At 68.3% G+C, this 26,574-nt stretch carries 28 protein-coding genes; 15 read left to right on the top strand and 13 right to left on the bottom strand.

What is annotated here, in order from left to right; all coding sequences use genetic code 11:
- Positions 1-29 precede the first annotated feature (29 nt).
- Positions 30-347: a DMT family transporter gene (locus KHC28_RS17900; RefSeq protein WP_214009686.1), complete on the top strand. Its 318-nt coding sequence runs from the start codon at positions 30-32 to the stop codon at positions 345-347.
- Here the strand turns inward: KHC28_RS17900 and KHC28_RS17895 are convergent.
- From KHC28_RS17895 to KHC28_RS17885, 3 genes are read right to left on the bottom strand one after another with little or no spacing between them, the layout of a single operon-like run.
- Positions 337-837: a hypothetical protein gene (locus KHC28_RS17895; protein ID WP_214009685.1), complete on the bottom strand. Its 501-nt coding sequence runs from the start codon at positions 835-837 to the stop codon at positions 337-339. The genes KHC28_RS17900 and KHC28_RS17895 overlap by 11 nt on opposite strands.
- The gene (locus tag KHC28_RS17890) at positions 834-2,012 is read right to left on the bottom strand and encodes an FAD-dependent monooxygenase (RefSeq protein WP_214009684.1); all 1,179 of its coding nucleotides are present in this window, start codon (positions 2,010-2,012) and stop codon (positions 834-836) included. Before KHC28_RS17890 ends, KHC28_RS17895 begins: the two co-directional genes overlap by 4 nt.
- 9 nt (positions 2,013-2,021) lie before the next feature.
- Positions 2,022-2,267 (bottom strand): zinc-finger domain-containing protein, encoded by a 246-nt coding sequence (locus KHC28_RS17885; protein WP_214009683.1) that lies wholly within the window; start codon positions 2,265-2,267, stop codon positions 2,022-2,024.
- 233 nt (positions 2,268-2,500) lie between these two features.
- Between KHC28_RS17885 and KHC28_RS17880 the strand changes: the two genes are divergently transcribed.
- From KHC28_RS17880 to KHC28_RS17860, 5 genes are all read left to right on the top strand, one after another.
- Positions 2,501-3,499 carry a hypothetical protein gene (locus KHC28_RS17880; RefSeq protein ID WP_246564940.1) on the top strand — a complete coding sequence of 333 codons (999 nt, stop codon included), beginning with the start codon at positions 2,501-2,503 and terminating at the stop codon, positions 3,497-3,499.
- Between the two features lie 151 nt (positions 3,500-3,650).
- Entirely contained in the window at positions 3,651-4,403 is a 753-nt protein-coding gene (locus KHC28_RS17875; protein ID WP_214009682.1) for an alpha/beta fold hydrolase, read from the top strand.
- 137 nt (positions 4,404-4,540) lie between these two features.
- Positions 4,541-5,395 (top strand): serine O-acetyltransferase, encoded by an 855-nt coding sequence (gene cysE / locus KHC28_RS17870; protein WP_214009681.1) that lies wholly within the window; start codon positions 4,541-4,543, stop codon positions 5,393-5,395.
- 114 nt (positions 5,396-5,509) lie between these two features.
- Positions 5,510-5,722, top strand: coding sequence for a DUF3126 family protein (locus KHC28_RS17865; protein ID WP_214009680.1), 213 nt, complete (start codon positions 5,510-5,512; stop codon positions 5,720-5,722).
- Positions 5,723-5,725: 3 nt separating this feature from the next.
- Positions 5,726-6,256 (top strand): gamma carbonic anhydrase family protein, encoded by a 531-nt coding sequence (locus KHC28_RS17860; protein ID WP_214009679.1) that lies wholly within the window; start codon positions 5,726-5,728, stop codon positions 6,254-6,256.
- 215 nt (positions 6,257-6,471) lie between these two features.
- Here the strand turns inward: KHC28_RS17860 and KHC28_RS17855 are convergent, their stop codons facing one another.
- Positions 6,472-7,110 (bottom strand): transglutaminase-like cysteine peptidase, encoded by a 639-nt coding sequence (locus KHC28_RS17855; RefSeq protein WP_246564939.1) that lies wholly within the window; start codon positions 7,108-7,110, stop codon positions 6,472-6,474.
- Between the two features lie 218 nt (positions 7,111-7,328).
- Here KHC28_RS17855 and KHC28_RS17850 point away from each other — a divergent pair, with 218 nt between their 5' ends.
- Together KHC28_RS17850 and KHC28_RS17845 are read left to right on the top strand one after the other, a co-directional pair.
- Positions 7,329-8,090 carry a rhomboid family intramembrane serine protease gene (locus KHC28_RS17850; protein WP_312893239.1) on the top strand — a complete coding sequence of 254 codons (762 nt, stop codon included), beginning with the start codon at positions 7,329-7,331 and terminating at the stop codon, positions 8,088-8,090.
- A 211-nt stretch (positions 8,091-8,301) separates the two neighbouring features.
- Positions 8,302-8,733 (top strand): CBS domain-containing protein, encoded by a 432-nt coding sequence (locus KHC28_RS17845; protein WP_214009676.1) that lies wholly within the window; start codon positions 8,302-8,304, stop codon positions 8,731-8,733.
- Between the two features lie 230 nt (positions 8,734-8,963).
- Here KHC28_RS17845 and hisI read toward each other — a convergent pair whose 3' ends face one another.
- Together hisI and folE are read right to left on the bottom strand one after the other, a co-directional pair.
- Positions 8,964-9,455 carry a phosphoribosyl-AMP cyclohydrolase gene (gene hisI, locus KHC28_RS17840; RefSeq protein ID WP_214009675.1) on the bottom strand — a complete coding sequence of 164 codons (492 nt, stop codon included), beginning with the start codon at positions 9,453-9,455 and terminating at the stop codon, positions 8,964-8,966.
- A complete protein-coding gene (gene folE / locus KHC28_RS17835) occupies positions 9,452-10,111 on the bottom strand; it encodes a GTP cyclohydrolase I FolE (protein WP_214009674.1) in 660 nt (219 codons plus the stop codon). The genes hisI and folE overlap by 4 nt, the downstream gene beginning before the upstream one ends.
- 228 nt (positions 10,112-10,339) lie before the next feature.
- Between folE and KHC28_RS17830 the strand changes: the two genes are divergently transcribed.
- Entirely contained in the window at positions 10,340-10,789 is a 450-nt protein-coding gene (locus KHC28_RS17830; protein ID WP_214009673.1) for an iron-sulfur cluster assembly scaffold protein, read from the top strand.
- A 5-nt stretch (positions 10,790-10,794) separates the two neighbouring features.
- Here KHC28_RS17830 and KHC28_RS17825 read toward each other — a convergent pair whose 3' ends face one another.
- Together KHC28_RS17825 and KHC28_RS17820 are read right to left on the bottom strand one after the other, a co-directional pair.
- Complete coding sequence (locus KHC28_RS17825) at positions 10,795-11,277, bottom strand: hypothetical protein (RefSeq protein WP_246564937.1); 483 nt, start codon at positions 11,275-11,277, stop codon at positions 10,795-10,797.
- A gap of 105 nt (positions 11,278-11,382) precedes the next feature.
- Positions 11,383-12,078, bottom strand: a complete 696-nt coding sequence (locus KHC28_RS17820; RefSeq protein WP_214009672.1) for an acid phosphatase — start codon at positions 12,076-12,078, stop codon at positions 11,383-11,385.
- 132 nt (positions 12,079-12,210) lie between these two features.
- Here KHC28_RS17820 and yidD point away from each other — a divergent pair, with 132 nt between their 5' ends.
- The 3 genes from yidD (at position 12,211) to KHC28_RS17805 (ending at position 15,395) form a co-directional block, all read left to right on the top strand.
- Positions 12,211-12,519, top strand: a complete 309-nt coding sequence (gene yidD / locus KHC28_RS17815) for a membrane protein insertion efficiency factor YidD (protein ID WP_246564936.1) — start codon at positions 12,211-12,213, stop codon at positions 12,517-12,519.
- A 98-nt stretch (positions 12,520-12,617) separates the two neighbouring features.
- A complete protein-coding gene (gene thrS / locus KHC28_RS17810) occupies positions 12,618-14,579 on the top strand; it encodes a threonine--tRNA ligase (RefSeq protein ID WP_214009671.1) in 1,962 nt (653 codons plus the stop codon).
- Between the two features lie 255 nt (positions 14,580-14,834).
- A complete protein-coding gene (locus KHC28_RS17805; RefSeq protein ID WP_214009670.1) occupies positions 14,835-15,395 on the top strand; it encodes a helix-turn-helix domain-containing protein in 561 nt (186 codons plus the stop codon).
- A gap of 267 nt (positions 15,396-15,662) precedes the next feature.
- Here the strand turns inward: KHC28_RS17805 and KHC28_RS17800 are convergent, their stop codons facing one another.
- Complete coding sequence (locus tag KHC28_RS17800; protein WP_246564935.1) at positions 15,663-18,281, bottom strand: glycosyltransferase; 2,619 nt, start codon at positions 18,279-18,281, stop codon at positions 15,663-15,665.
- A gap of 278 nt (positions 18,282-18,559) precedes the next feature.
- On the bottom strand, positions 18,560-19,036 hold the full coding sequence (locus KHC28_RS17795; RefSeq protein WP_214009668.1) for a hypothetical protein: 477 nt from the start codon (positions 19,034-19,036) through the stop codon (positions 18,560-18,562).
- 336 nt (positions 19,037-19,372) lie between these two features.
- Between KHC28_RS17795 and KHC28_RS17790 the strand changes: the two genes are divergently transcribed.
- Positions 19,373-20,980 carry a glycoside hydrolase family 17 protein gene (locus KHC28_RS17790; RefSeq protein ID WP_214009667.1) on the top strand — a complete coding sequence of 536 codons (1,608 nt, stop codon included), beginning with the start codon at positions 19,373-19,375 and terminating at the stop codon, positions 20,978-20,980.
- Here KHC28_RS17790 and KHC28_RS17785 read toward each other — a convergent pair.
- Complete coding sequence (locus KHC28_RS17785; protein ID WP_214009666.1) at positions 20,940-21,320, bottom strand: hypothetical protein; 381 nt, start codon at positions 21,318-21,320, stop codon at positions 20,940-20,942. The two genes, KHC28_RS17790 and KHC28_RS17785, sit on opposite strands and share 41 nt — an antisense overlap.
- Before the next feature lie 153 nt (positions 21,321-21,473).
- Between KHC28_RS17785 and glmU the strand changes: the two genes are divergently transcribed.
- Together glmU and glmS are read left to right on the top strand one after the other, a co-directional pair.
- Complete coding sequence (gene glmU, locus KHC28_RS17780; RefSeq protein ID WP_214009665.1) at positions 21,474-22,835, top strand: bifunctional UDP-N-acetylglucosamine diphosphorylase/glucosamine-1-phosphate N-acetyltransferase GlmU; 1,362 nt, start codon at positions 21,474-21,476, stop codon at positions 22,833-22,835.
- Positions 22,836-22,935: 100 nt separating this feature from the next.
- Entirely contained in the window at positions 22,936-24,762 is a 1,827-nt protein-coding gene (gene glmS / locus KHC28_RS17775; protein WP_214009664.1) for a glutamine--fructose-6-phosphate transaminase (isomerizing), read from the top strand.
- Between the two features lie 24 nt (positions 24,763-24,786).
- On the opposite strand, the gene KHC28_RS17770 is transcribed toward glmS, so the two are convergent.
- Together KHC28_RS17770 and queF are read right to left on the bottom strand one after the other, a co-directional pair.
- Positions 24,787-25,869, bottom strand: coding sequence for a glycosyltransferase family 2 protein (locus KHC28_RS17770; protein ID WP_214009663.1), 1,083 nt, complete (start codon positions 25,867-25,869; stop codon positions 24,787-24,789).
- A gap of 105 nt (positions 25,870-25,974) precedes the next feature.
- Complete coding sequence (queF, locus tag KHC28_RS17765) at positions 25,975-26,427, bottom strand: preQ(1) synthase (RefSeq protein ID WP_214009662.1); 453 nt, start codon at positions 26,425-26,427, stop codon at positions 25,975-25,977.
- Positions 26,428-26,574: the final 147 nt, after the last annotated feature.

Raw genomic sequence — 26,574 nt, 5'->3', positions numbered from 1 at the left:
GTGCCTCATCTTTTCGACAGGAGTGATCCATGACCGCGTGGCTGTTTCTCGTGCTGGCGGCGGGGTTTGAAATCGTCTTCGCCCTCGCCATGAAGGCTTCCGAGGGTTTTTCCCGACTGCTGCCCAGCCTGCTCACTCTGGTAGCCGGTGGCATCAGCCTTGCGCTGCTCACCTTCGCGATGAAGACCATGCCGGTGAGCCTCGCCTATCCCGCCTGGACGGCGATGGGCACGCTCGGCGCCGTCATTCTCGGCGCGGCCCTTTTTGGCGAGCCACTCGGCCTCGGCAAGCTGCTCGCCACCGCCGCGCTGATCGGCGGCGTCGCGGGCCTTCAGATCAGCAGCTGAATAGCCTGCCATGCAGGGCGTCGCGCTGGGCCGATACATGCCAGCGCGGCAGCAGGGCCTTCGCCGCACGCTCGCGCGCAGCGGCGAAGGTCGGTAGCGCGGTATCGCCGGGTCCCTCGCCATAACGATTGTCGGTAGCCGCGACCACCAGCACCGGCGCCGCGCCGAACTGGTCGGCGGTGACGTCGACGATCAGGTCGCCCTGCCGGACCCAGGCGTGTGACTGCCATTGCTTGCCATCGAAGAAGCCGTATGGCCCGATCTCCGGCTCCTGCTCCCCTAGCCGCGGCGTGCCGCTGACCCAGCGGGCGGCCAAGCCCTGCTCCTTGAGCACATGCACCAGAAACAGGCTGGAGCGCCCGCAGGTCCAACGCGACGTTACGGCGGGAGCTTCGCCCCAAGCCGAATGCCACTCGGGCCAGATCGCTTCCAGGAAGTTCCGCGCCGCGACAGCAATGTCCCACAGGAGTTCCCGATGGCCATTGCTCACGGCTGCCGTTCGTAGATCCAGCGATAGCGCTCCAGCACGCCGGCGCCGCCCTTGGCGCGGATCATCAAATTGCGCGCGAACGCCATCGGGCCGGAGAGGTGATACACCCGGTCCATGCCGCGCGCGGCGGCCTGCACCTGAGCCGTGCGCGGCCGGCGCAGCGCCTCGTAGCGGCGTAGCGCGGCGGCAACGTCGCCACCTTCCCGCAGGCAGGCGGCCAGCACGTCCGCATCCTCGATCGCCTGCGCGGCTCCCTGGGCGAGGAACGGCACCATGGCGTGCGCGGCATCGCCGAGCAGCGTCACCCGTCCGGTGCCCCACGCATGCAGCGGGTCGAGGTCGAACAGCGCCCAGCGCAGCCAGGCGCCCGGCGCCGCCAGCAACGCCTGCACATCGGCGCACCAGCCCCGGAAATGCCCGGCGAGCTCGCCCTTCTCGCCCTCATGGCTCCAGCCATGCGCCTGCCGCTCGTCCGGGGTGATGGCGACGAGGTTCACCGCCTTTCCGCCGCGCACCGGATAGGTGACGAGATGCGCGCCGGGCCCCAGCCAGAGCCGCGTCGCCGCGTCGGCGAGGTGCGCCGGCAGCCGCGCCACCGGCGCCATCGCCCGCCAGGCCGCGCGATGGCGGAAGGAGGGCAGTGCGTGGGGAAACAGCTGCGCGCGCACCGCCGAGCGCAGCCCGTCGGCGCCGATCAGCGCCGCACCGTCGAAGATCGCCGGTGTCTCGCCGCGGCGGATGACCACGCGGACGCGGCCGTCCTCCTCGGTGAAACCCTCGATGGTGGAGCGCAGGAGCATCCGGATGCGCGGCTCAGCCAGCACCGCCTCGGCGAGCGCGGCCTGAAGATCGGCGCGATGGATGACGAGAAAGGGCGCGCCGAATCCTATTTCGGCGGCCTCGCCCATGGTCGCCTCGGCCAGCAGCCGTCCATGGCGCGCATCCATCACCCGCAGGAAGGCGGGCTGTACGGCGCGTGCCTTCACCCGCTCGAGCACGCCGAGCCGCGCGAGGCAGCTCGTGGCGTTGGCGGCGAGCTGCACACCGGCGCCCGCCTCCTGCAGCGCTTCCGCGCGCTCAAGTATGGTGACCTCGAAACCCGCCCGCGCCAGTGCGAGTGCGGCGCTCAGCCCCCCGACACCGGCACCGGCGACGAGGATGTCGCGCTCGGACAAGGAGCCTCCTCAGGCCGCGGCGGCCTCGTAGAGGCAGCCCGCCGGCACCGATTCGTCGCCATGCAGCTTGGCGTCGAACTTGTAGAGGGTGGAGCAGTAGGGGCAGATGATCTCGTCGTCCGAGCCCATGTCGAGGAAGACATGCGGGTGGTCGTAGGGCGGCTTGGCGCCGACGCACATGAATTCCTTGGCGCCGATGGAGATGGCCGGCACGCCCGCCGAATTGTGGAAGTGAGGAACGACGTGGCCCGCCATGTATCTGCCCTGTCCGGATGGATCGAAGGCCGGCAGGATAGCCGCTGGCGTCTCCCGGCGAAAGGGGCGGCGCGACGGCACGCGCTGCGATCCCAAGATGAGAAGGCTGAAATCTGGTCTCTCGCCAAGCCGCCCATGGCCGCACGCCGCGCGCCCTCGGCTTCGTACTCTTGGCTTCCTCTTGGCTTCGCCACAATGCGCGCGCATGACGCAGCGTGCTCCGCTGGTCGTCCATGATGCGCCGCCTGAATCTCGCCCGCCTCCTCGCCGCCGTCTCGCTCCTGTTTGCCCTTGCCGGCTCGGCCCACTGGCTGCTGCCGCTGGGACGGGAGGCCTTTGCGTTGCTGATGGCGCGGGACGATGCCGCGCGGCTTGCCGATCTGCGTCTCGACAAGGCGCTCACCGCCGAGCGCGCCAATCGCGAGATCGACGAAGCCTTGGCCCATGACGATGCCGAGCTGGCGGCGAGCTTCCTCGAACTTGCCGACGCCCGCGCGCTGCCGGTGCCGGCGGAGCGGCGGGCACGGGTGCTGGCCGCCTCCTCCGATGCCGCCACGGCGCTGCGCGAGGCCGGCGCGTTCGGCCGGGGCTTCGTCACCGGAACGGCGGAAGACCTCCCCGGCCTCGCCGGCGCCACGGCCGCCGATCTGACCGTCTGGGGCGATATCCGCGATCTCGGCCGGCAGGCCGGCAATTATCTGCGCGGCGACGCCGTCGACCCGCTGATGACCGGCTTTGCCGGTGTGGGCCTCGTGGCGACCGCCGCCACCTATGCCGCCTTTGGCGCCCCGCTGACGCTGCGGGCGGGCCTCAGCCTCGCCAAGGGCGCCCGCCGCGCCGGCGCGCTCGGTCTGCGCCTCGGCGACGACCTCGTCGGGCTGCTGCGCTCCGGCCGCAAGGCCCGTGCGATTGCCGCCATTGGAGATATCGGCCGCGCCGGCGAGAGGGCCGGGATGCGCGCGACGCTTGCCGGCCTGCGCCATGCCGACGACGTCACCGACGTTGCACGGCTGCGGCGGCTCTCCGAGGCCAAGGGCGGCCAGACGCTGGCGGTGCTGAAGACGCTCGGCCGGGGCGCGCTGGTGCTCGGCGAGGTCGCGGCCAAGCTCGCCTTCTGGGTCGTCGCGGCGGCGTTGAACCTCCTGGGGCTGGTGGCATCGCTCAACAGCACCGTGGTGGCGCTGCTGCGCCCGTTGTGGCGCGGCGGTCGCGCTGGGCTCCTGCCGGCCTGAGCCTTCCGAGCGGCCGCCTCACGAACGGCCACTTCCCGTGATGCCGGGCGATGGCGCATGTCCGGCATGCGGAGGATCGTCTTGGCATGCCTCGCCCTGCTCAGTAGCTTGCCGGCTTCCCGCTCTCCCGCCTTGCCGGAGTCCCAGCCGCATGCCGACCTTCTCCCGTGACGGTCTCGAATTCGCCTATCTCGACGAGGGCGAGGGCGAGCCGATTGTCCTCATCCACGGCTTCGCCTCCACCAAGGAGATCAACTGGGTCGGTCCGGGCTGGGTGTCGACGCTGACCCGCGCCGGCCGCCGCGTCATCGCCATGGACAATCGCGGCCACGGTGCCTCGGTGAAGCTCTACGACCGCGATGCCTACGACCCGTGGATCATGGCCGGCGACGTGCTGGCGCTGATGGCCCATCTCAGCCTGCCGCGCTTCGACGTCATGGGCTATTCGATGGGCGGGCGCATCGGCGCCTGCGTCGCGCTGCTGGCGCCGGAGCGGGTGCGCACGCTCATCCTCGGCGGCATAGGCATTCATCTCGTCGAAGGCGCCGGGCTGCCGGTCACCGTCGCCGAGGCGCTGCTGGCCGACAGCCTCGACGACGTCACCGATCCGATGGGCCGCACCTTCCGCGCTTTCGCCGAGCAGACCAAGAGCGACCGCCAGGCGCTCGCCGCCTGCATCTACGGTTCGCGCCGCACGCTGACGCGCGAGGAGGTCGGCCAGATCCGGGTGCCGACCCTGATCGCCATCGGCACCCGCGACGCGGTGTCCGGCGCCGCGCGCCCGCTCGCCGCGTTGATCCCCGGCTCGGAGGTGCTGGATATCCCCGATCGCGAGCACATGCTCGCCGTCGGCGACAAGGTGTTCAAGCAGGCGGCGCTGGCCTTTCTCGACCGGCACGGATGAGCTTCAGACAACGGCCGACCACCCGGATCGCGACCGCATAGGCCGCAGGCGCCAGCTGTGCTAGAACGACGCCAATTCGTGGCCGCCGCCGGGTAAAGGCGGCCCGCGCCCCAGGGCGGAAGACAGGACACAAGGCGATGGTGCAGGCTGTTAATTCCCGCGCGGACCACGCGACGCGCTCGCTGATCGAGAAGGTCGACCCGGTGTGGTCGCGCATCCGCCAGGAGGCGGAGGAGGTCGCCGCCAACGACCCGGCGCTGGCCAGCTTCGTCTATACGACGGTGCTGCATCACCAGTCGCTGGAGAAGGCGGTGGCGCACCGCATCGCCCAGCGGCTCCATCATGCCGACGTGCCGGCGGAACTGATCCGCCAGGCCTATGACGATGCCTTCACCGCCGATCCCGCGATCGGCGTCGCCATCCGCGCCGACATCATGGCGGTGTGCGACCGTGACCCGGCGACGGACCGGGCGCTGCAGCCGCTGCTCTATTTCAAGGGCTTCCACGCCATCGAGACCCACCGGCTGGCGCACTGGCTGTGGCACAATGGCCGGCGCGACTTCGCGCTCTATCTGCAGAGCCGCGCCTCGGTCTGCTACCAGGTCGACATCAACCCGGCGGCGCCGTTCGGCCGTGGCATCTTCTTCGACCATGCCACCGGCATCGTGGTCGGCGAGACCGCGGTGATCGAGGACGACGTCTCGATCCTGCAGGGCGTCACCCTCGGCGGCACCGGCAAGGAGCATGGCGACCGCCATCCGAAGATTCGCTACGGCGTGCTGATCGGCGCCGGCGCCAAGGTGCTCGGCAATATCGAGATCGGCCATTGCGCCCGTATCGCCGCCGGCTCGGTGGTGCTGAAGCCGGTGCCGGCCAAGACCACTGTGGCCGGCGTGCCGGCGCGGATCGTCGGCGAGACCGGCTCGTGCTGCGATCCCTCGCGCAGCATGGACCAGCTGTTCGATCTGCCCTTCCTCGGCGAATCGATCTGAGGCAGGCCGATCTGAACCGGGGAAGCGGACCCGGGCGCGGTTGCGCCGCGCGCCGGGCCGTGGCAAGGCTCCGGGACGTGGCTGCGGCCTGACACACTTCGTGGGAGCACGGTTTTGGAAAAGAAAGATCTCGAGCGCGTTCAGACCTATATGCGCCGGCTGTTCAACAACGCGCAGATCAAGGTCGTCGCGCGCCCGAAGAAGAAGGATTCGGCCGAGGTCTATATCGGCGACGAGTTCATCGGCGTGATGTTCGAGGACAAGGAAGACGGCGACCTGTCCTATAATTTCCAGATGGCAATCCTCGACACCGACCTCGAGGATTGATCGATGCCGGTCTACGCGCTTGACGGCATCCAGCCGGACCTGCCCGCCCTCGGGCGGTTCTGGATCGCTCCCGACGCCGCCGTGATCGGCAACATCGGGCTCGGCGACGAGGCGAGCGTCTGGTTCGGCTCCGTCATTCGCGGCGATAATGAGCGGGTCTCCATCGGCGCCCGGGTGAACATCCAGGAACTGTGCGTCCTGCACACCGATCCCGGCTTCCCGATGACCATCGGCGAGGACTGCACCATCGGCCACAAGGCGATGCTGCATGGCTGCACCATCGGCGCCAACAGCCTCGTCGGCATGGGCGCCACCATCCTCAACGGCGCCCGCATCGGCCGCAACTGCCTCGTCGGGGCGGGAGCGCTGATCACAGAGGGCAAGGAATTCCCCGACAATTCGCTCATCGTCGGTGCTCCGGCCAAGGCGATCCGCGAGCTCGGGCCGGAATGGGTGGAGCGCATCGGCCGTACCTCCGCGCATTATGTGCGCAACTGGCGCCGCTTCGCCGAAGGTCTGAAGCGCATCGATTGAAGCGCGGCCCTTCGCGGGCAAGATATCGTAAGCGTCGATTAAGCAAAAACGCTCCCGCCAATCGGTCGGGAGCGTTTTTATTAGGTAAATAATCGGCGCCTGTTCAGAAGACGTCAACCATCCGCGCAGGCGAGCCGGGAGCAGGGTGGGCCGGCGGGAAGAGAGGGGCGACAGGGATTGCCCGCCTCTTCCCCGCGTCGTTCGCCCCACGTCGCTCACTTGGCGCGGCCGACGGTCGCCGGCGCCAGCACGTCGCCCAGCGAGACCCAGCGATCCGGGTTGCCCTGCGCCTGCCGCTTCACGAAGCGATAGCCGGTCTCATGCCACAGCAGGATCGGCGCTTCCTGATTGTCGAGGATCAGGTCGCCACGGTCGCTCACCACGGTGAGCACGGCGTGGCCGGCGTTCTTCTTGTCGCGCACCACGGTGATCAGCAGCGTCTCCGGCGGCCAGCCGAGGCGGATCAGCTCGCGGCGTTTCACCAGAACGTATTCCTCGCAGTCGCCATAGCCGTCCTCGGCATAGGTCCAGCGCTCGACCTCGCCATAATGGTCGATGTCGGTCATCGGCTGGATGCGGCGATTGACCTCGTCATTCACCTGCTTGAGCTGGTGGAATTCCGCTTCGTTGACGACGACCCGGCCGGCGCGCCCGTTGCCGCCGCCGCATTCGGCCGGCATGGCCTCGCAGAACTGCGCATAGCCGATCGGCGTCGAGGTCGAGCCGCTCACTGCCATGTTGGCGGCGAAGGGCGAGAGCATCGCCACCGCCTCGCTGGCCCGCGCCGTCTCGGCGGGAACAACCAGCACCGCCATCGCCACCGCGACCAGGGCCCCCGTGAGGCTCTTCAACATCGCGAACTCCATTTCCCTGTCCATGATCACATCATGGCAGAGAGATTTTGATCTTGATCTAAGCGCCACGTGGAATTCGTAACGACTGCGGCGAGGGAATGTTAACGGGTTTTCTATTGCTCGTTAACCATTGCAGCTCGCATTTTATTTACGTCTGCCGGGCACGCGGGCGGCGCGTTCCGCTTGCCGAGTCGGGACGGGACGCCTATGTCATCGGCGTGCTTGACCCGACCCGACATGCCGATCCCCGGCACCAGCCCATCTTCAACGTGCCGCCGGTGATCGTCGGTCTGGCGGTGGTGCTCGTCGCCATCCAGGCCTTGCGCAGCGTGGTGGGCGAGGCGACGGACATCGACATCCTCGCTCTGTTCGCCTTCATCCCGGCCCGCTTCGATCCGACGGTGTTCGCCGATGGCGTGCTGCCCGGCGGCACCGGGGCGGATGTGTGGACGTTCGTCACCTATGCCTTCCTGCATGCCGATTTCATGCATGTGGGCGTCAACACGCTGTGGCTGCTGGCCTTCGGCTCGCCGGTAGCCCGTCGCTTCGGGATGGCGCGCTTCCTCGCCTTCTTCCTGTTCACCGCTGCGGCCGGGGCGGGGCTGCATCTGCTCACTCACGCCGGCGAGCCGGTGCCGATGATCGGCGCCTCCGCCGCCGTCTCGGGCTGCATGGCGGCGGCGCTGCGCTTCATGTTCGCGACCGATGGCTATTCCGCCTGGCGCCCGGATGCCATGCAGCACGCCGTGCTGCTGCCGGCTCCTCCGCTGATGCGGGTGCTGCGCGACCGGCGGGTGATCAGCTTCGTGGCGGTGTGGTTCGCCATCAACCTCGCCTTCGGGCTCGGCGCGCCGAGCGGCATCGCGTCCGGCGCGGTCGCCTGGGAGGCGCATATCGGCGGCTTCCTTGCCGGGCTGCTGGCCTTCCCGCTGTTCGATCCGGTGCGGCGTACCCCGGCCGACCGCCGCTACGCCGACTGAGGGCGACGGCACCGCCGGTCCTCTCCGGTCCGCACATTTCCTGCGAGTTTCAGCAACCCTATTGCCGTCCGGCCCGATCGGGTCGATCATCTGTCGCAACGGAACGTGCCGACGCCACGGCGCGTTCCGCAACCGGCGGACGATCAAACGATCCGCCCGACAAGCGGAGCATCACCATGGCGGATGGTGCCCACCGGGAAGGAGGCAAGCCATGACCGTGCGGTCTATTTTGGACGAGAAGGGTTACAGCGTTGAGACCATCGACCCGACCGCCTCGCTGCGCGAGGCCGCCGTGTTGATGTCCCAGCGGCGCATCGGCGCCCTGGTGGTGACGGACCGCGAGCGGCGGGTGATCGGCATCCTGTCGGAGCGCGACGTGGTGCGGGTGATCGGCCTCGAGGGGGCGGAGCGGCTGGACGATGCGTTGGAGACGGTGATGACCACCAAGGTGGTCACCTGCGACACCAACGAGACGGTGCCGCAGCTCATGGAGCAGATGACCGCCGGTCGCTTCCGCCACATGCCGGTGGTGCAGGGCGGCAAGCTGATCGGCCTCGTCTCGATCGGCGACGTGGTGAAGCACCGCCTCGCGGAATTCGAGCGCGAGAGTTCGGCGATGCGGGAATACATCCTCTCGACCTGAGGCGGTATCGCGCAAGGCGCCCTGTGTTGCATAGGGCGCCGTCGTCTCACCGCCGCCGCAGGACGGCGGATGAGGCTCCTTGCTCGCGGCATTGTGGGGAAGGCCGGGAAACCTGATTGGCGGGCACGCCAGGGAACCGCGTGCGCGCTCCGTCTGGTGCGCCGACAGGTTTTCGGATGACCCGGCGCCCCGAATGTCCGGCGGGAGATCTCGTGCGCCTCCGCCGCCCTTTAGAAGCGCGGCGTGTCGGTCTTGCCCGGCGTGCCGTAGACCTGCTGCGGGTCGAACAGCTTGCCGCCGTCATTCACCGTCAGCTTCAGCTCCGGCGAGGGCGGCGCGCCCAGCGGCACCGAGCGGAAGAAGCAGGAGCGATGCCCGGTGTGGCAGGCGGCGCCGCTGCCGGCCATCTCGACGCGCATCAGCACGGCGTCCTGGTCGCAGTCGATCCGGAGCTCCACCACCCTCTGCAGGTGGCCGCTCTCCTCGCCCTTCTTCCAAAGCTTGCGGCGCGAGCGGCTGTAATAATGCGCGAAGCCGGTCTCGATAGTCAGCGCCAGCGCCTGCGCGTTCATATGCGCGAGCATCAGCACCTCGCCGTCGCCGGCATCGACCGCCACGGCGGTAACGAGGCCGTCGGCATCGAATTTCGGGCTCAGGCGGTCGCCTTCTTCCACCGCCAGCTTGTCGCCGGCGGGAGCGAACCAGCCAGCGGCATCGCTCACGACCGCGCGCCGCGGATCAGGTTCATGAAGCGCACCTGCTCCTGCGGGTCGTCGCGGAACACGCCGGTGAACTGCATGGTGACGGTGGAGGCGCCCGGCTTCTGGATGCCGCGCATCGCCATGCACATGTGCTCGGCTTCGATGAGGATGGCGACGCCGCGCGGCTTCAGCGTCTCGTCGAGCGCGGTGATGATCTGCGAGGTCATGTGTTCCTGCGTCTGCAGGCGGCGGGCATACATGTCGACCACGCGGGCGATCTTGGACAGCCCGACCACGCGTTCCACCGGGAAATAGGCGACATGCGCCTTGCCCATGAACGGCACCATGTGGTGCTCGCAATGCGAATAGAACACGATGTCGCGCACGACGACCATGTCGTCGAAATTGCCGATCTCGCCGAAGGTGCGGTCGAGCACGTTCTCCAGCGGCGTGGCGTAGCCCTTGTAGAGCTCCTCATAGGCCCGCACCACGCGCTTGGGCGTGTCGACCAGCCCCTCGCGGTCTGGGTTGTCGCCGGCCCAGGCGATCAGGGTGCGCACCGCCGCTTCGGCTTCCTCGCGGCTGGGCTTCTGCGGGGCGGTCGTCTGGGTGACCTCGACAGGGCTCCCGCTTTCGTTCTTGGCACTACGCATCAGAGCATTCAGCACGGCATCCATGACGAACTCCGTTCGACGGCGCATTGGTAACCGGGCGCCGGGGTGTCACCGGTTTTGTCGCCATGCGGGTGAAGGACCGGCCGGAAGACCGGCTGCTCCGCCTGCCGCGCAGAGGCTCGAACGGGACCGGGGCTTCTTCCGCCACAGTCCCGCATTCCTATATAAGGGACACATGCCGCGTCGCAACCAACCATTACGCTATGCTGCTCCCGCCGGATGGGCGCCCTCATGATCAACGACGTCTATAATCGCCGCATCCTCGAACTTGCCGCCGATATACCACGGCTCGGCCGGCTCGACGCACCCGATGCCACTGCAACCGCGCATTCGAAACTTTGCGGTTCCACCGTCACCATCGACCTCGCCATGAAGGACGGGATCGTCATCGATTTCGCCCATGAGGTGCGCGCCTGCGCGCTCGGCCAGGCGTCGTCGTCCATCATGGCCGACCATGTGGTCGGGGCGACCGCCGACGAACTGCGCGAGGTCCGCGAGGCGATGCGCCGCATGCTGAAGGAGAACGGCCCGCCGCCGGACGGGCGCTGGGCCGAGCTGGCAGTGCTGGAGCCGGTGCGCGACTACAAGGCGCGCCACGCCTCCACCCTGCTGACCTTCGACGCCGTGGTCGACGCCATCGGCCAGATCGAGGCGCGGCAGGCCGCCGAGGCGGCGGAGTAGGGCCTTCATCGCACTGTGAAGAAGGTGAACAGCACCTCGCCCTTGGCGCCGGTGAGGCACAGGAATCGGTTCGGCTCGTCCTTGCGGTCGCGCTGGATATAGGCTTCGCCCATGATAACCCCGCTCACCGGCGTGTCGCCGATCCGGCCATCCTTGGTCGAGGCGATGGTGAGGCCGTCGACATCGAGATAGATGTCGTCGACGGAGGGCGAGGCGGCCTTCAGCCGGCCCAGCGCCTTCTCCTTGCAGGCGGCGACGCGCTGCATGCCGGGGTCGACATCGGGCGAGGTCGCGGCCGAGGGCGCCGGCTGGGTGCCGCCGGCCGGGCCGGATGGCGCGGGCAGGGCGGGCGCGACCGGGCCGGGCGCCGTGGATGGCGGTGCCGGCGCGTTCTGGGCGGCGGCCGGCAGCGGTCCGAGGCTCGCGAGGAGCAGCGACAGGCCCAAGAAGCGGGCAGGGAAGGTGGCAATCCGGGCGGCGAAGATCATGGCGGGCTCCTCGGGGAGGCGCCTTTCGGCGCCGTGCCCCTCCTCAATGCGCCGCCCGGTACGTGGTTCCCGTCCGCGATCTATCGCGACGGGACAGGTCGCTGTTCAGCCGCCATAGCCGAGCACGCGGCGGACTTCCGCGCGCGCTGCCGCGAAGTCTTCCTGGAATTTGGCGTTCCGCAGTTCCTGCGAGGCGATCAGCGTGCCGGCGATACGGCCGGCGTCGATATCGCTCGCATAGTGAATGCCGCCGATCACGCGGTTATGCGCATAGTCGGCGGCGCGCGCGAAGATCTCGGCCTGCTTCTCCGGCACCATATTGGCGAGTACCACCGCGGTGAGATATGCGAAGCTGGCATGGCCGCTCGGATAGGCGCCGCTCTTGGACAGCGGCACCACCGGCTTAACGCGCGGATCGAAGATATGCGGGCGGGGGCGCTTCCAGACATCCTTGGCCGGATCGACGATGTAGCCTTCGTCCTCGGCGACACGGGCGAAGAAGGCCTTGGCGACCGGCAGCTTGTCCGCCGTGAAGTCCGGACCCATAACGTTGGCGAAGCGGAACACGTCCTCGGTGGCGTCGGCCTGCGCGGCGGCGGCCTGATCCGGCGTGCGAACCTGCTGGATGAGAAGCAATTGGCCGATTTCCGCCGTGGTGGTCGGCGAATCCTGCGCCGGCGGCGGCGCCAGCACCTTGGTCAGGTCGAGCTGCTCGTGGGTGATATAGTTGCCGCCATCCGCGAGGGCCGGGACGGCGACGAAAAGCACGAGGAGCAGGGGAGAAAAGGCGAGTCGGCGCATGGGAAAACTCCGCAAAGGTCAGAGCAGCTGCTGTCAGATAAGCCGGCAGTTCATGACGCCGGTGTGTCGATTCAAATAATAGTAAGATGACCTATGGTCATCGCGAACGTATGGGAAGTCTTACCAGGCGTCATGATTCGATATGTGCTTTTGATCCCGTCCTATCTGTTGAGGGTGCCGATCCTCGTCTACCGTTATTCGCTCTCCGCCTTCATGGGGCGGCAATGCCGCTATCTGCCGACCTGCTCGGAATTCGCCGATCAGGCGATCTCCCGTCACGGCGCCTGGGCGGGCGGCTGGATGGCGGCCGGGCGCATCTGCCGCTGCCATCCCTGGGGCGGCTCCGGCTTCGAGGCCGTGCCGGTCGAATTGCCGCCGAAAGCCGTGTGGTATATGCCGTGGCGCTACGCGCGGGCGCCTTCTTTCTGGACGAAGAGCTAGATCGTCCTCCGTTCGCGCGGGCGGGCGACGGCCCGCCGGTCACATCACTGAGAACAGCCTACCTGCGTGGTTCGCAGGAGTGGGCAGGAGAAAAGACCATGATCCATCTCACCTTCCCCGATGGCGCCGTGCGTGAATATGCCGCCGGCACCACCGGCGCCGAGGTCGCCGCCTCCATCGCCAAGTCGCTCGCCAAGAAGTCGCTGGCGATGAAGCTCGACGGCGTGCTGACCGACCTTTCCGATCCCATCGCCGCCGACGCGAAATTCGAGCTCGTCACCCGCGAGAGTCCGGATGCGCTCGAACTCATCCGCCACGACGCCGCCCATGTGCTGGCCGAGGCGGTGCAGGCGCTGTGGCCGGGCACGCAGGTCACCATCGGCCCGGTGATCGAGAACGGCTTCTATTACGATTTCTTCCGCAACGAGCCGTTCTCGCCGGAGGATTTCCCGGCCATCGAGAAGAAGATGCGCGAGATCATCGCGCGCGACGCCCCCTTCACCAAGGAGGTGTGGGACCGCGACGAGGCGAAGCGCGTCTTCGGCGAGAAGGGCGAGGCGTTCAAGGTCGAGCTGGTCGACGCCATCCCGGCGGACCAGAAGATCAAGATCTACAAGCAGGGCGAGTGGTTCGACCTCTGCCGCGGCCCGCACATGCCGAGCGTCGGCAAGATCGGCAACTCCTTCAAGCTGATGAAGGTGGCCGGCGCCTATTGGCGCGGCGACGCCAAGAACCCGATGCTGACCCGCATCTACGCCACCGCCTGGCGCACCGACGAGGAGATGGCCGCCTATCTCCACCAGCTGGAGGAAGCGGAGAAGCGCGACCATCGCCGCCTCGGCCGGGAGATGGACCTGTTCCACTTCCAGGAGGAGGGGCCGGGCGTCGTCTTCTGGCACCCCAAGGGCTGGAGCCTGTTCCAGAACCTCGTCGCCTATATGCGCCGGCGGCTGAAGGCCGACTATGACGAGGTCAACGCCCCGCAGGTGCTCGACAAGTCGCTGTGGGAGACCTCCGGCCACTGGGGCTGGTACAAGGACAACATGTTCAAGGTGCATCCGGCCGGCGACACCGAGGACAATGACCGCGTCTACGCCCTGAAGCCGATGAACTGCCCCGGCCACGTGCAGATCTTCAAGCACGGCCTGAAGTCCTACCGCGATCTGCCGATGCGGCTTGCCGAATTCGGCGCGGTGCATCGCTATGAGCCGTCCGGCGCGCTGCACGGACTGATGCGGGTGCGCGGCTTCACCCAGGATGACGCCCACATCTTCTGCACCGAGGAGCAGATGGCGGCGGAGTGCCTGAAGATCAACGATCTCATCCTCTCGACCTATGCCGATTTCGGCTTCGAGGAGATCGTGGTGAAGCTCTCCACCCGGCCGGAGAAGCGCGTCGGCTCCGACGCGGTGTGGGACCACGCCGAGGATGTGATGGGCCGGGTGCTCACGCAGATCGAGGCGGAATCCGGCGGCAAGATCAAGACCGGCATCCTGCCGGGCGAGGGCGCCTTCTACGGTCCGAAGTTCGAGTACACCCTGCGTGACGCCATCGGCCGCGAATGGCAGTGCGGCACCACGCAGGTGGACTTCAACCTGCCGGAGCGCTTCGGCGCCTTCTATGTCGACGCCGACGGCGGCAAGAAGACGCCGGTGATGATCCACCGCGCCATTTGCGGCTCGATGGAGCGCTTCACCGGCATCCTGATCGAGCATTTCGCCGGGCATTTCCCGCTCTGGCTGGCGCCGGTGCAGGCGGTGGTGGCGACCATCACCTCCGAGGGCGACGACTACGCGCAGGAGATTCTCGCGCTGGCTAAGAAGCGTGGCCTGCGCGTCGAGAGCGACCTGCGCAATGAGAAGATCAACTACAAGGTCCGCGAGCACTCGCTGGCCAAGGTGCCGGCGCTGATCGTCGTCGGGCGCAAGGAGGCGGCGGAGCGCACCGTCTCCATTCGCCGCCTCGGCTCGCCCAACCAGACGACGCTGTCGCTGGACGAGGCGCTGGATGCGCTGGTGGCTGAAGCGACCGCGCCGGATGTTGCCCGCGCCGCCGAGTAAGCGGCCGGGCGGAATGTCCGCGCGACTGTCGAAAGCGGAAAAGGCCCGGGGCATGCTCCGGGCCTTTTTCATGCGCCGCCGGGCGACCGTCGAAGGGTAGGGCGGCGCCTCGCCCGCTACAGAGCCGTCGGGCGAGGGGCGGGCAGGCAGTCCTTTCCGGTACGTTTCCCCGGCACGGCTTCCGTGACGGGTGGCTGTCGTGGCCGGCGGCACATTCCGCCGCTAGGCTTGCCTGGCTTCCCGGAGACTCGCGCCATGCTGCTTCGCCTCGACCGTGCCCGACTGAGATCGGAACGCCGCAAGCGCGGCTGGTCGCAGGACCAGCTGGCGGCGATCAGCCGCCTCAGCGTGCGGACCATCCAGCGCCTCGAGAGGGGCGACGCGGCGACACCCACATCGCTCGCCGCGCTGGCTCTCGCTTTGTCGCTGTCGGAAGCGGCGCTGGTCGCTCCGGACGGCCCGGTCCGCCGCGTCACGCCGCTCACCATCTGCCGCGACCTCGACGCGCCCCGCCGGCTCTATATCGGCCTCGGCTTCGACGTGATCGAAACCGACGATTCCGGCTGCATCGGGTTGAAGGGCGGCAGCGGCCACCTCATCCTCTGCACCCTCGCCTTCATGCGCGGCGACTATGCGCATCCCGGTCTCGATGACCTCGTCGACCGGACCATCCCCTATATCTGGGTGCGCTCGCTCGACGCCGCGATGGCCGGCTATGCGAGCCCGCTGGAGGTGGTGGAGACCCGCGCGAGCACCCGCGAAGCGCTGGTCGAGCGTCACGGGCAATGGGCGATCCTGGCTGAAACCCTGCCGTGAAGCGCTGGGCCATCCGAAGGCCCGCGCAATAGCTCGGCGGCCCTTCGGACTGCGAGCCCCTCGGCATCAGCGACCTGCCGGCCGCCGAGCGACACCGCTTCACCGGGCCATCAGCTTCCAGCGGTCGAACCGCCGGGCCGCCATAGCATCTCCGTCAGGGGCCCCCGAGGCATAGCTCAAAACAGAAACGCCGGCCCCGCGAGGGACCGGCGTTCGGTCGGCATCTCGAATAAGAGCGGCCGGGCCATCAAGCCGGGCCGCCCGACCTCACATCTGCGGGCCGGCCGGCGGCAGGTCGCCCGCGGAACGGTTGACCGTCACGCCCACCGGCAGCGGCTGGGCGGCGCGGCCCGGCAGCAGGGCAGCGGCGCGAGAGCGCAGCGCCGCCCAGGTGGCGAACTCGTTGTACTTCGAGCCTTCCAGCCAGCCGATAAAGGCGGCGGCGAGGAAGGGCAGCGCCTGGATCGCCAAAGCGAGGGCGAACAGATCGACCTCCACCACCGCGTGCCAGTTGGTCATGCGCAGGGCGATGGCGCTGAGCAGCAGCCCGCCGCCGATCACCGCCTCAGGCAGCGCCGGGAAGGCGCGGGCGGCGCCGGACAGCCAGGAGCCCTTGGCGGTGCGGGCGAAGGCGAGGTCCTTGTAGCGGAACCCGTCAAAGACCGCCTTGGCCACGGTAAACTGCACCGCCATCGCCGCGAAGGCCGCGCCGATCATGCGCAGCGGCGTGGTCGCCACCCGCAGCCGGTAGAGGGCGCAGAAATGCAGCACATAGATGCCGAAGCAGAACACGATCGGGATGGTCAGGATGCGCTGCGGCACGGCGATGCCGAGAGCGAACACCACCGGCGCCCAGAGCAGCGACAGGATCGCCACCAGCGCACCGATGCTCTCGGCGCCGAGCCAGCTGACCCAGCCGATGGAGAACTCGCGACGCTGAGCCGTGGTCAGGCGGGTCCCGCCATTGGGCAGCATGCGGCGCCAGTGCTTCTTGATGATCTGCATGCCGCCATAGGCCCAGCGGTGGCGCTGCTTCTTGAACGAGGCGAAGTCGTCCGGCAGCAGGCCCCAGCCATAGCGCACATTGGTGTAGTGGCTCTTCCAGCCGCGTTCGACGATCGAGAGGCCGAGATCGGTGTCCTCGCAGATCGTGTCGCTCGACCAGTCGCCGGCCTCCACCATGGCGGCGCGGCGGATCAGGCACATGGTGCCGTGCACCACGATGGCGTCGTGCTCGTTGCGCTGGACCATGCCGATGTCGAAGAAGCCGGCATATTCGGTGTTCATCGCCTCGTTCAGCAGGCTGCGACGGGCGTCGCGATGGTCCTGCGGCGCCTGCACGATGCCCACCGTCGGGTCCTCGAAGGTCGGCACGAGGTCGCGCAGCCAGTTGGGCGAGACCACGTAGTCGGCATCGATCACGCCGATGATCTCGGCATCCGGCGCGGTCTGTTCCATGGCGACGCGCAGCGCGCCGGCCTTGAAGCCCGCGACCTTGGGCAGGTTGATGAACTTGAAGCGCTCGCCGAGCTGCTGGCAATAGGCCTCGATCGGCTCCCAGAAGGCCGGGTCGGGCGTATTGTTGATGATGACGAGGCACTCATAGTTCGGCCAGTCGAGCCGGGCGATGCCGTCGAGCGTCTGCTTCAGCATCTCCGGCGGCTCTTTATAGGCCGGGATGTGGATCGACACCTTGGGCGTGCGGGCCGGCATCGGGCCGTTGGCATTCTCGATCAGCCGGCGCGGGCGGCGGCCGAAGGCGATGGTCGCCAGTTCCTCGACCCGGTACAGCATGACCACGACCAGCGGTACCAGCAGCACGACCGACACTACGAAGGTGATCTTGTTGCCGCCGATGACGTAGTGCGTCAGCCAGTGGTCGGTGACGGTGGCGATCCAGGCGCCGACGAGGTTCGCGGCGCCGGCCATCACCGCCGCCTGGGTAAAGGTCAGGCGGGCAAAGCGGAACAGCGGCAGCGAGAAGGCGATGCCGAACAGCAGCGCGATGGCGGCGGTAGCGCTGTAGGTCGAGGGGGTGATCGGGCCGGACAGCGGGAACTTCAGATGCCGGTCGGCATCGAGCATGCCCCAGTACTGGCCGACCGAGCCCTCGAAGCTCTTCCACGGCGCGTCGAAGGCCTCGATGAGGTTGTAGTCGATGCCGAGCGCGTCGGCGCGGGCGGCGAAGTCGCGGATCACCCGCGCCTGGACTAGTTCGCCGGGCACCGCAGCGTCGCGGTTGTAGCCGGCGCTCGGCCAGCCGAACTCGGCGATGACGATGCGCTTGCCGGGATAGGCGGCGCGGAGGCGGTTGTAGATGCCGATGGTGCGGTCGACCACCTGGTCGGCCGGCACGCCTTCCCAATAGGGCAGGATGTGGGCGGCGATGTAGTCGACGGCCGACACCAGCTCGGGATGCTCGAGCCAGACGTCCCAGGTCTCGCCGGTGGTGACGGGTACGTTCACCTCGCGCTTCACGCGGCGGATGGTGTCGATCAGCTGCTCGGGGGTGCGCTCGGCGCGCAGGATCGACTCGTTGCCGACCACGATGCCGACGACGTTGGAATTCTTCTTCGCCGCCTCGACGGCATTGGTGATCTCGCGGGCGTTGCGGTCCTCGTTATTGTCGAGCCACGCGCCGACGGTCGTCTTCAGCCCCTTCTCGTTGGCGAGGCGGGCGACGTTCTCCAGGCCACCGGTGGAAGCGTAGGTACGCACCGCCTTGGTGTAGGGCGCCACCGCTTCCACGTCGGAGCGGATCTGGGCCTCGGTGGTGGGTTGCCCCTTGTCCGGGTTCGCATCGCGTCCATAGGGCGCGAAGGACATGCTGGCCAAACGGTCGGGGATCGCCGGGGCGGTCGCCTCCGAACGCATCGCGAGCCACATGAAAGCATGCACGGACGTGACTACCGCAATCGCAGCGGCAGCGACACGAACAGCGGGACGCATGGACTAACCACCAGCTTTGGAGAGGTATTGGGGCGATATATAATTTAATTCTAACGCTTTTGCAGCATCCGCATGCCTGCATCGCAAAAAATGCGAGTCGTGCCTGCGGCTTGCTTAAAACGCGTCGACGGAAAGATCGTTCCCGTCTGTGGCGGCGGCGTGTCGCGGCTGGGGCCGCGTCATGAATTCATTTGGGTAAAATGCGCTGTCCCAAATCACTGTGCGGCCGGTGCCGCCGCAGGCGCCGTCGGCGCCGCCGGGGTCGAGTCCGGGTTGACCCAGCAGGCATGGACGCGCTCGGACAGCCGCTCCTGCGCCTTGGGGTCGATGTTGCCCTGCCGCACGAGGCAGCGGAAGGCGATCTTCAGGTGCTCGGTGGGGCAGCCGAAGCGCTCATAGAGTTCCATGTGGCGCTTGGCGGTGTCGACATCGTCGCGCCACAGCAGCAGGGCGATGCGCCGGCCGCTCCACACGCATTCCGGCAGGCCGGCATTGCCAGGCAGCTTGGCCGCCTCGTTATATTCCTCGATCGACCGGCGCTGGGCCTCCTTGGCCTGGTCTTCCGGGGATTGCTGCTCGGCCGGCTTCTGCTCGGACGCGCTGTTCTGCGCGAAGGCCGGAGCGTTGACGGCGGCCGTGAGGAGAAGGCCGCCGAACAGGGCGGCGGCGAAGGGGCGTACGGAGCACAACATGGAGGAATTCGTCACACGCGAGAGGAAACCAAACGGGCTCGAAGACACTAGGTGAAGCTGCCGAATTTGTCAGCATCGCGGCGTCGTTGCTGCCTTGTTGTGCGTAAATGTACTCACCGGACAATTAAACCCGGCGCGGCGCCTCCCCATACCGCCGCGATGTCGCACCGCAGCGCTGGCCGATACGCCGCCCGGTGCGGGGCGGCCATATCGACGCCGCGATTTGCCGTCCTGCTTCCGGCCGCCCTGCGCCCCCGCCCTGTGCCCCCTTGCGCTCACCATGTTGCGCGGCTACCCCAGCCGGTGCCGCATTCCATCCCGCCGGAGACCTCCCGCATGCGCATCGCCCTCCCGCTCGCCGCCGTCGTCTGCGCGGTGATCGTCGCCGTCTGGGCCTGGCTCGGCCAGCCGGTGCCCATGCCGGCCACGCCGCTGGCGGCGGGGGAGAAGATGCCCTGCGTGTCCTACGCGCCGTTCCGGCCCGGCCAGTCGCCCTTCATCGAGGGGCTGGTCATCCCACCCGAGCAGATCGACGACGATTTCGCCCGGCTGGCGAAGATCACCCATTGCGTGCGCACCTATTCCACCGAGATGGGGCTGGACGTGGTGCCGGCGATGGCGCGCAAGCACGGGCTGAAGGTGCTGCAGGGCATCTGGATCGGCCGTAACGAAGAGAAGAACCGCGTCGAGATCGACGCGGCGGTGAAGGCGGCACAGGAGAATCCGGACGTCATCGACGCCGTCATCGTCGGCAATGAGGTGCTGCTGCGCGGCGAGCAGTCGCCCACCGGCATGGCGGCGCTGATCCGCGAAGTGAAGTCGAAGGTGCCGGTGCCCGTCACCTATGCCGATGTCTGGGAGTTCTGGGAGCGCAACCGCGACCTCGCGCAATATGTCGACTTCGTCACCGTGCACATCCTGCCGTTCTGGGAGGATGTGCCGGTCGCCGCCGACAAGTCGGCCGCGCATATCGGCGAGATCCGCGAGCATGTCGGCAAGGTGTTCGCCGGCAAGGACATCCTGATCGGCGAGACCGGCTGGCCGAGCGAGGGGCGCATGCGCGAGGGCGCGCTGCCGTCGCCCTCCAACCAGGCGATGGTGATCCAGGAACTGCTGGCGCTCGCCAAGGACAAGGGCTACCGCATCAACGTCATCGAGGCGTTCGACCAGCCGTGGAAGCGCGCCTCCGAGGGCACGGTCGGCGGCCATTGGGGCTTCCTCGACGCCTATACGCGCGACTTCAAGTTCGGCTGGGGCGAGGCGGTGTCCGATCATCCCTACTGGCTGCGCCAGGCGCTCATCGGCGTGCTGCTGGCGCTGGGCGTGTTCGTCGCCGGCGCCTTTGGCGGCCGCGTGCAGGGCATGGACACCCGCCGCTGGCTGGCGGTGTCCGGCATCGGGCTGTTCGCCGGGCTGACCGTCGGCCGCGCCTTCGTCTCCGTGCCGGTCGAGAGCCTCGGCGTCGGCGGCTGGATCCGTGGCGGCTCCATCCTCGCTCTGGCGGTCCTCGTCCCGCTCGCCGCCGCCTTCGCGGTCGGCCGGCAGGCGAGGGCGGCGGTGCTGACCCAGGTGCTCGACGGCGTGTCGCGCCGCGCCGCCGCGCCGGTGGAGCGGGTGATGGCGATCCTGCTCGCCGCCTCGGTGGTGCTGATCGTCCATGTGGCGCTCGGGCTGGTGTTCGACCCGCGCTACAAGGACTTCCAGTTCGCCGGCCTCACGCCGGTCATCATGGCCTTCGCCTTCTACGCGCTGGCGGCGGCCCCGCGCGTCACCGCCGAGGCGTCGGCGGCGGAGAAGATCACCGCTGCGATCTTCCTCGGCAGCGGCCTCTACATCGTCTTCAACGAGACGCTGGCCAACTGGCAGGGGCTGTGGACCGGCGCGCTATTGGTGGTGATGGCGCTCAGCCTCTGGCGCCTTGCCACGGCCGCGCAAACGAGATGAGCAGCAGGCCGGCCGCCACGCTGGCCAGGTTGTTGTTGTACATCACCAGCCCGACGCCGGTGGCCATGGCGGCGATGGTGAACATCGGCACGGACGGGCGGATCAGCTGCACCACCGAGGTCGCCAGCGCGGCGATGCCGAAGGCGGAATAGCTGAACAGCTCGATCACCGTCCGCCGCACCGTGCAGGTGCCGGTCTCGACACCGAGGCAGGCCAGCCCGACCGCCGACTGCTCGACCAGTGCGTAGCGCATGTAGATCGCCCAGCCGAGCGCGAAGCCGCCGAGCACCAGAATGACGTTCCAGGCGCGGGCACCCGGCAGGAAGTTGCGCTGGCTCATGGTCGGCTCCTCACATCGGCGTGTCGCAGAAGCCCCTTGGATGCCACGGCGGGCGCCGCCATTCAACGGCCGGAATTTCCCAGTCTTTCCGGCAGCGTCTTTCCGGCAGCCGCCGCGCTGCGGTAAACACGGGCGCCCGCCCTCTCGGAGAAAATGCGCATGCGCCGCCTGCTCGTCATCATCCTCGCCGCCGGAGAAGGCACGCGCATGAAGTCGGCGCTGCCCAAGGTGATGCACAAGGTCGCCGGGCGCAGCATGGTCGGCCATGTGCTGGAGACCGCCAAGGCGGCCGGCGCCGCCGAGATCGCCGTGGTCATCGGCCCCGATCACGATCAGGTGGCGGCCGAGGCGCGCCGCCTGGCTCCGGAGGCAAGCGTCTTCGTGCAGCGCGAGCGCCTCGGCACCGCCCATGCCGTGCTCGCCGCCCGCGAGGCGCTGGAGCGCGGCTATGACGATATCCTCATCATGTATGGCGACACGCCGCTGGTGCGGCCGCAGACGCTTGAGGCGCTGCGCGCGCCGCTGGCCGAGGGCGCCGGCCTCGCGGTGCTCGGCTTCCGCCCCGCCGACCCCACCGGCTATGGCCGGCTGATCACCCAAGGCGACGATCTCGTCGCCATCCGCGAGGAAAAGGACGCCAGCGCGGCGGAGAAGACCATCGGCCTGTGCAATGCCGGGCTGATGGCGCTCGACGGCGCGCTGGCGCTGGGGGTGCTGTCGGGCATCGGCAATGCCAACGCCAAGGGCGAGTACTACCTCACCGACGCGGTGGAATCGGTGATCGCCCGCGGCCGCCCGGCGGCGGTGTGGGTGGCGGAGGCCGGCGAGGTCGCCGGCGTCAACACCCGCGCCCAGCTCGCCGAGGCCGAGGCGGTGATCCAGCAGCGGCTGCGCCGCGCGGCGATGGACGGCGGCGCGACGCTCGTCGCGCCGGAAACCGTGTTCTTCAGCGCCGACACGACGCTTGGCCGCGATGTCGTCGTGGAGCCGAACGTGGTGTTCGGCCCCGGCGTCGCGGTGGCGGACGGCGTCGTCATCCGCGCCTTCAGCCACCTCGAGGGCGCGACGCTGGCCACCGGCGTCTCGGCCGGTCCCTTCGCGCGCCTGCGCCCCGGCGCCGCGCTGGGGCAGGGGGTGCACATCGGCAATTTCGTCGAGATCAAGAACGCCGACCTCGCACCGGGGGTGAAGGTCAACCACCTGTCCTATGTCGGCGATTCCACCGTCGGCGAGGGTACCAATATCGGCGCCGGCTCCATCACCTGCAATTATGACGGCTTCAACAAGCACCGCACGGTGATCGGCGCCAACGCCTTCATCGGCACCAACAGCCTGATGGTGGCTCCGGTGACCATCGGCGACGGCGCCTATGTCGGCACCGGCTCGGTCATCACCGACGACGTGCCGGCCGACGCGCTGGCCATCGGCCGGGCCCGGCAGGTCAACAAGCCGGGCCTTGCCGCACGTCTGCGTGAGCGTCTTCAGGCGATCCGGAAAGCCGCCCCGGAGAGTTGAGATAAGAATCGTCATCCGAATTGATTTTTGCAGTGCGGTGACACCCGGTTAAACCCGTGCCGGTAAGTTCCTGTGCTGGTTCGCGCGAAAGGTCTGCGCCATGTGTGGCATCATTGGCATCCTCGGTACCGCTCCGGTGGCCGACCGGCTCGTCGATTCGCTGAAGCGTCTCGAATATCGCGGCTACGATTCCGCCGGTATCGCGACGCTGGAGCAGGGGCGCCTCACCCGCCGCCGCGCCCAGGGCAAGCTGCGCAACCTCGAAACCGAACTCGCCCAGGCGCCGCTCGCCGGCCAGGTCGGCATCGGCCACACGCGCTGGGCCACCCATGGCCGGCCGAGCGTCGCCAACGCCCATCCGCACGCCACGACGCAGGTGGCGGTGGTGCACAACGGCATCATCGAGAACTACCGCGAGCTGCGCGAGGAGCTGCTGCGCGACGGCGCCAATTTCGAGAGCGAGACCGACACCGAGGTCGTCGCTCATCTCGTCACCCGCGAGCTGCGCAGCGGCGCCGGGCCGGAAGCGGCGGTCGCCGCCTCGCTGCCGCGCCTCAAGGGTGCCTTCGCGCTCGCCTTCATGTTCGACGGCGAGGACGACCTCCTGATCGGCGCCCGCAAGGGCTCGCCGCTCGCCATCGGCTACGGCAAGGGCGAGATGTATCTCGGCTCCGACGCCATCGCGCTCGCCCCGTTCACCGACACCATCTGCTATCTCGACGATGGCGACTGGGCGGTGCTGCATCGCGGCCGCGCCGAGATCCACAACGCCGCCAATGACGTGGTGATGCGCCCGATCCAGCGCTCCACCGCCTCCGCCTTCCTGGTCGAGAAGGGCAATCACCGCCACTTCATGGCCAAGGAGATGCACGAGCAGCCCGAGGTCGTCTCCCACACGCTGGCGCATTATCTCGACCTCGCCGCCGAGACGGTGCAGCTGGAAGCCGACCTGCCGTTCGACTTCACCAATCTCGATCGCATCTCCATCGCCGCCTGCGGCACCGCCTACTATGCCGGGCTGATCGCCAAGTACTGGTTCGAGCATTTCGCCCGGCTGCCGGTGGAGATCGACGTCGCCTCCGAGTTCCGCTACCGCGAGGCGCCGCTGCCGAAGAACGGCCTCGCCATCGTCATCTCCCAGTCCGGCGAGACCGCCGACACCCTGGCCTCGCTGCGCTACGCGAAGCAGGAGGGGCAGAAGGTGATGGCGGTGGTCAATGTGCCGACCTCCACCATCGCCCGCGAGAGCGATGCGGTGATGCCGACCCTCGCCGGCCCGGAGATCGGCGTCGCCTCCACCAAGGCCTTTACCTGCCAGCTGGCGACGCTGGCCGCCATCGCGGTGGCGGCGGGCCGGGCGCGCGGCGTGCTGTCGCCCGAGCGTGAGCGCGAGCTGGTGCGGGCGCTGGTCGAGGTGCCCAGGCTGATGAACGAGGCGCTGCGGCTCGGCCCGCAGATCGAGTTGCTGGCCCGCTCCTTCGCCAAGTCGCAGGACGTGCTCTATCTCGGCCGCTCGACCGCCTATCCGCTGGCGCTCGAAGGCGCGTTGAAGCTGAAGGAGATCAGCTACATCCATGCCGAGGGCTATGCCGCCGGCGAGCTGAAGCACGGCCCGATCGCGCTGATCGACGAGAAGATGCCGGTGGTGGTGATCGCCCCGCACGACCAGGTGTTCGACAAGACCATGTCGAACATGCAGGAAGTCGCGGCGCGCGGCGGGCGCATCGTGCTGCTGACCGATGCGCGCGGCGCCGCCGAGGCCGGCATCGAGACCGAAGCGACGCTGGTGCTGCCGGAGATGAACCCGCTGATCGCGCCGCTGGTCTATGCGATCCCGATCCAGCTGATCGCCTATCACACGGCGGTGCAGATGGGCACCGACGTCGACCAGCCCCGCAACCTCGCCAAGTCCGTCACCGTGGAGTGACGGCGGAGAGACGAGCCTGGCGCGTCAGAAGTTCGGCTTCTGCAGCATGACGCGCAATATGTCGCGCAGGTAGCGACGCGGGTGGCGCCAGGGTGAGCGCCGCCCGATGGTTATGAAGGGGTGCGGCAGCTCCGGCCGCGCGACCGGCGCCGGAGGTGCCACCGCTTGTTCCGGGTGGCGGGCAAGGGAGGCTTCGCCCGGCAGCCTCGGCTCGTGCCGCGGTGCCGGCAGGTTCTGCAACGGATGAAGCGAGGCAGGATCTCGCGCCAGTTGCTCCATGACATCGCGGTAGCGGACCGTCTCGCCGATGGATGGTGCCGGCTTGGTGGCGTATTCCAGCGCCAGCGTCACCGCGCAATTGGCGTCGATGCCGACCAGCCGAGCGCAGTAATTCACCGTCGCGCGCTTGGCGAGGGATTCGCGATAATCCGAGGCGGCGGTCCGGTTGCCGTACCAGCCATTGGCGCCGTGCACGCGGTAGCGCACATTGTTGGTCGGCAAATAATATTTGCGCGCGCCATAGACGCTCGCCGAGAGCAGCACGCAGGCATCGGCGCAGAGCCGCCACATATGCAGGAACGGCTCGGGGAAATCGGTGCAGCGCCGCGCCCAGTAGAGCCGCATCGACAGTGCCGAGGTGGAAGCCCCGTACCAGGCCGCCGTCAGATAGGTCATCACGGCCGTGTAGCCGAGGTCCTCCTCCCCGGGGCCGAACGCCTCCGATCCTTCCGACTGGCCGAATTGGCGCAGGTCGGAGAAGACGAAATCGACGTCGGGGCGGGCATCGTAGAGCCGGCCCAGCCGGGCCAGGTAGTCCGGCTCCCACAGGTCGTCGGCGTCGAGGAAGCACACCACGTCGGTGCCCGCCCGCGCCGCGCCGTTGGCGAAGCCGGCCAGCTGGCCGCGATTGGCCGAGAAGATCAATTCGACGCGCGGATCGCTCGCATACGCCTGCCGCAGCCGCATGGCCGAATCGTCGGTGGAGCCGTCATCGATGACGATCACCCGCTCGGGCGGGCGGGTCTGGGCGAGCGCGCTGGCGACCGCCTCCAGGACGAAGCGGCCGTAATTGTAGTTGGTGATCACCACCGCGAAGGATGTCGGCACGGAGCGCTCCTTCATTCGAGCCGGCGGCCGCTCCATGAGGACGGCGAGCCATCGGGACCGCCGCCCGTCCTGTCGGGCCGGGGGCGGGGCAAGCGGGGAGGGAGCCTAGCCGCGCCCGCGATAGGGCGGCACGCCCTGGTCGGGCAGCCAGATGTCCTTCGGCGGCGCGCCGCTCTGCCAGAACACGTCGATCGGGATGCCGCCGCGCGGGTACCAGTAGCCGCCGATGCGCAGCCAGTGCGGCTTGAGCAGGTCGTGCAGCCGCCGCCCCACCGCCACCGTGCAGTCCTCGTGAAAGGCGCCATGGTTGCGGAAGCTGGCGAGATAGAGCTTCAGCGACTTCGATTCGACCAGCCAGCCGTCCGGCACGTAGTCGATGACCAGATGCGCGAAGTCCGGCTGCCCGGTCACCGGGCAGAGCGAGGTGAACTCGGGACAGGTGAAGCGGGCGACATAGAGCGTGTCGGCCTGCGGGTTGGGAACGCGGTCGAGCACCGCCTCTTCCGGCGAGGCCGGCCACACGGTGGCGCGGCCGAGCTGCAGTGTCTCGTCGGTCATGGTCTTTCTCCTCGCCCCCGCCCGGACGGTTGTTTAGCGTGGGCGCCTTCACATGTCTTCTTTCGCACGTGTCCTCTTTCCCATGTCATGGCGAGGCGGTAGAAGCGCCAAAGGCACCGCCTGCGATACTGCTCACCATGACGAATT

Source organism: Ancylobacter sonchi, assembly GCF_018390695.1.
Taxonomy (GTDB): domain Bacteria; phylum Pseudomonadota; class Alphaproteobacteria; order Rhizobiales; family Xanthobacteraceae; genus Ancylobacter; species Ancylobacter sonchi.
This window is presented reverse-complemented; position numbering and strand designations above follow the sequence as displayed.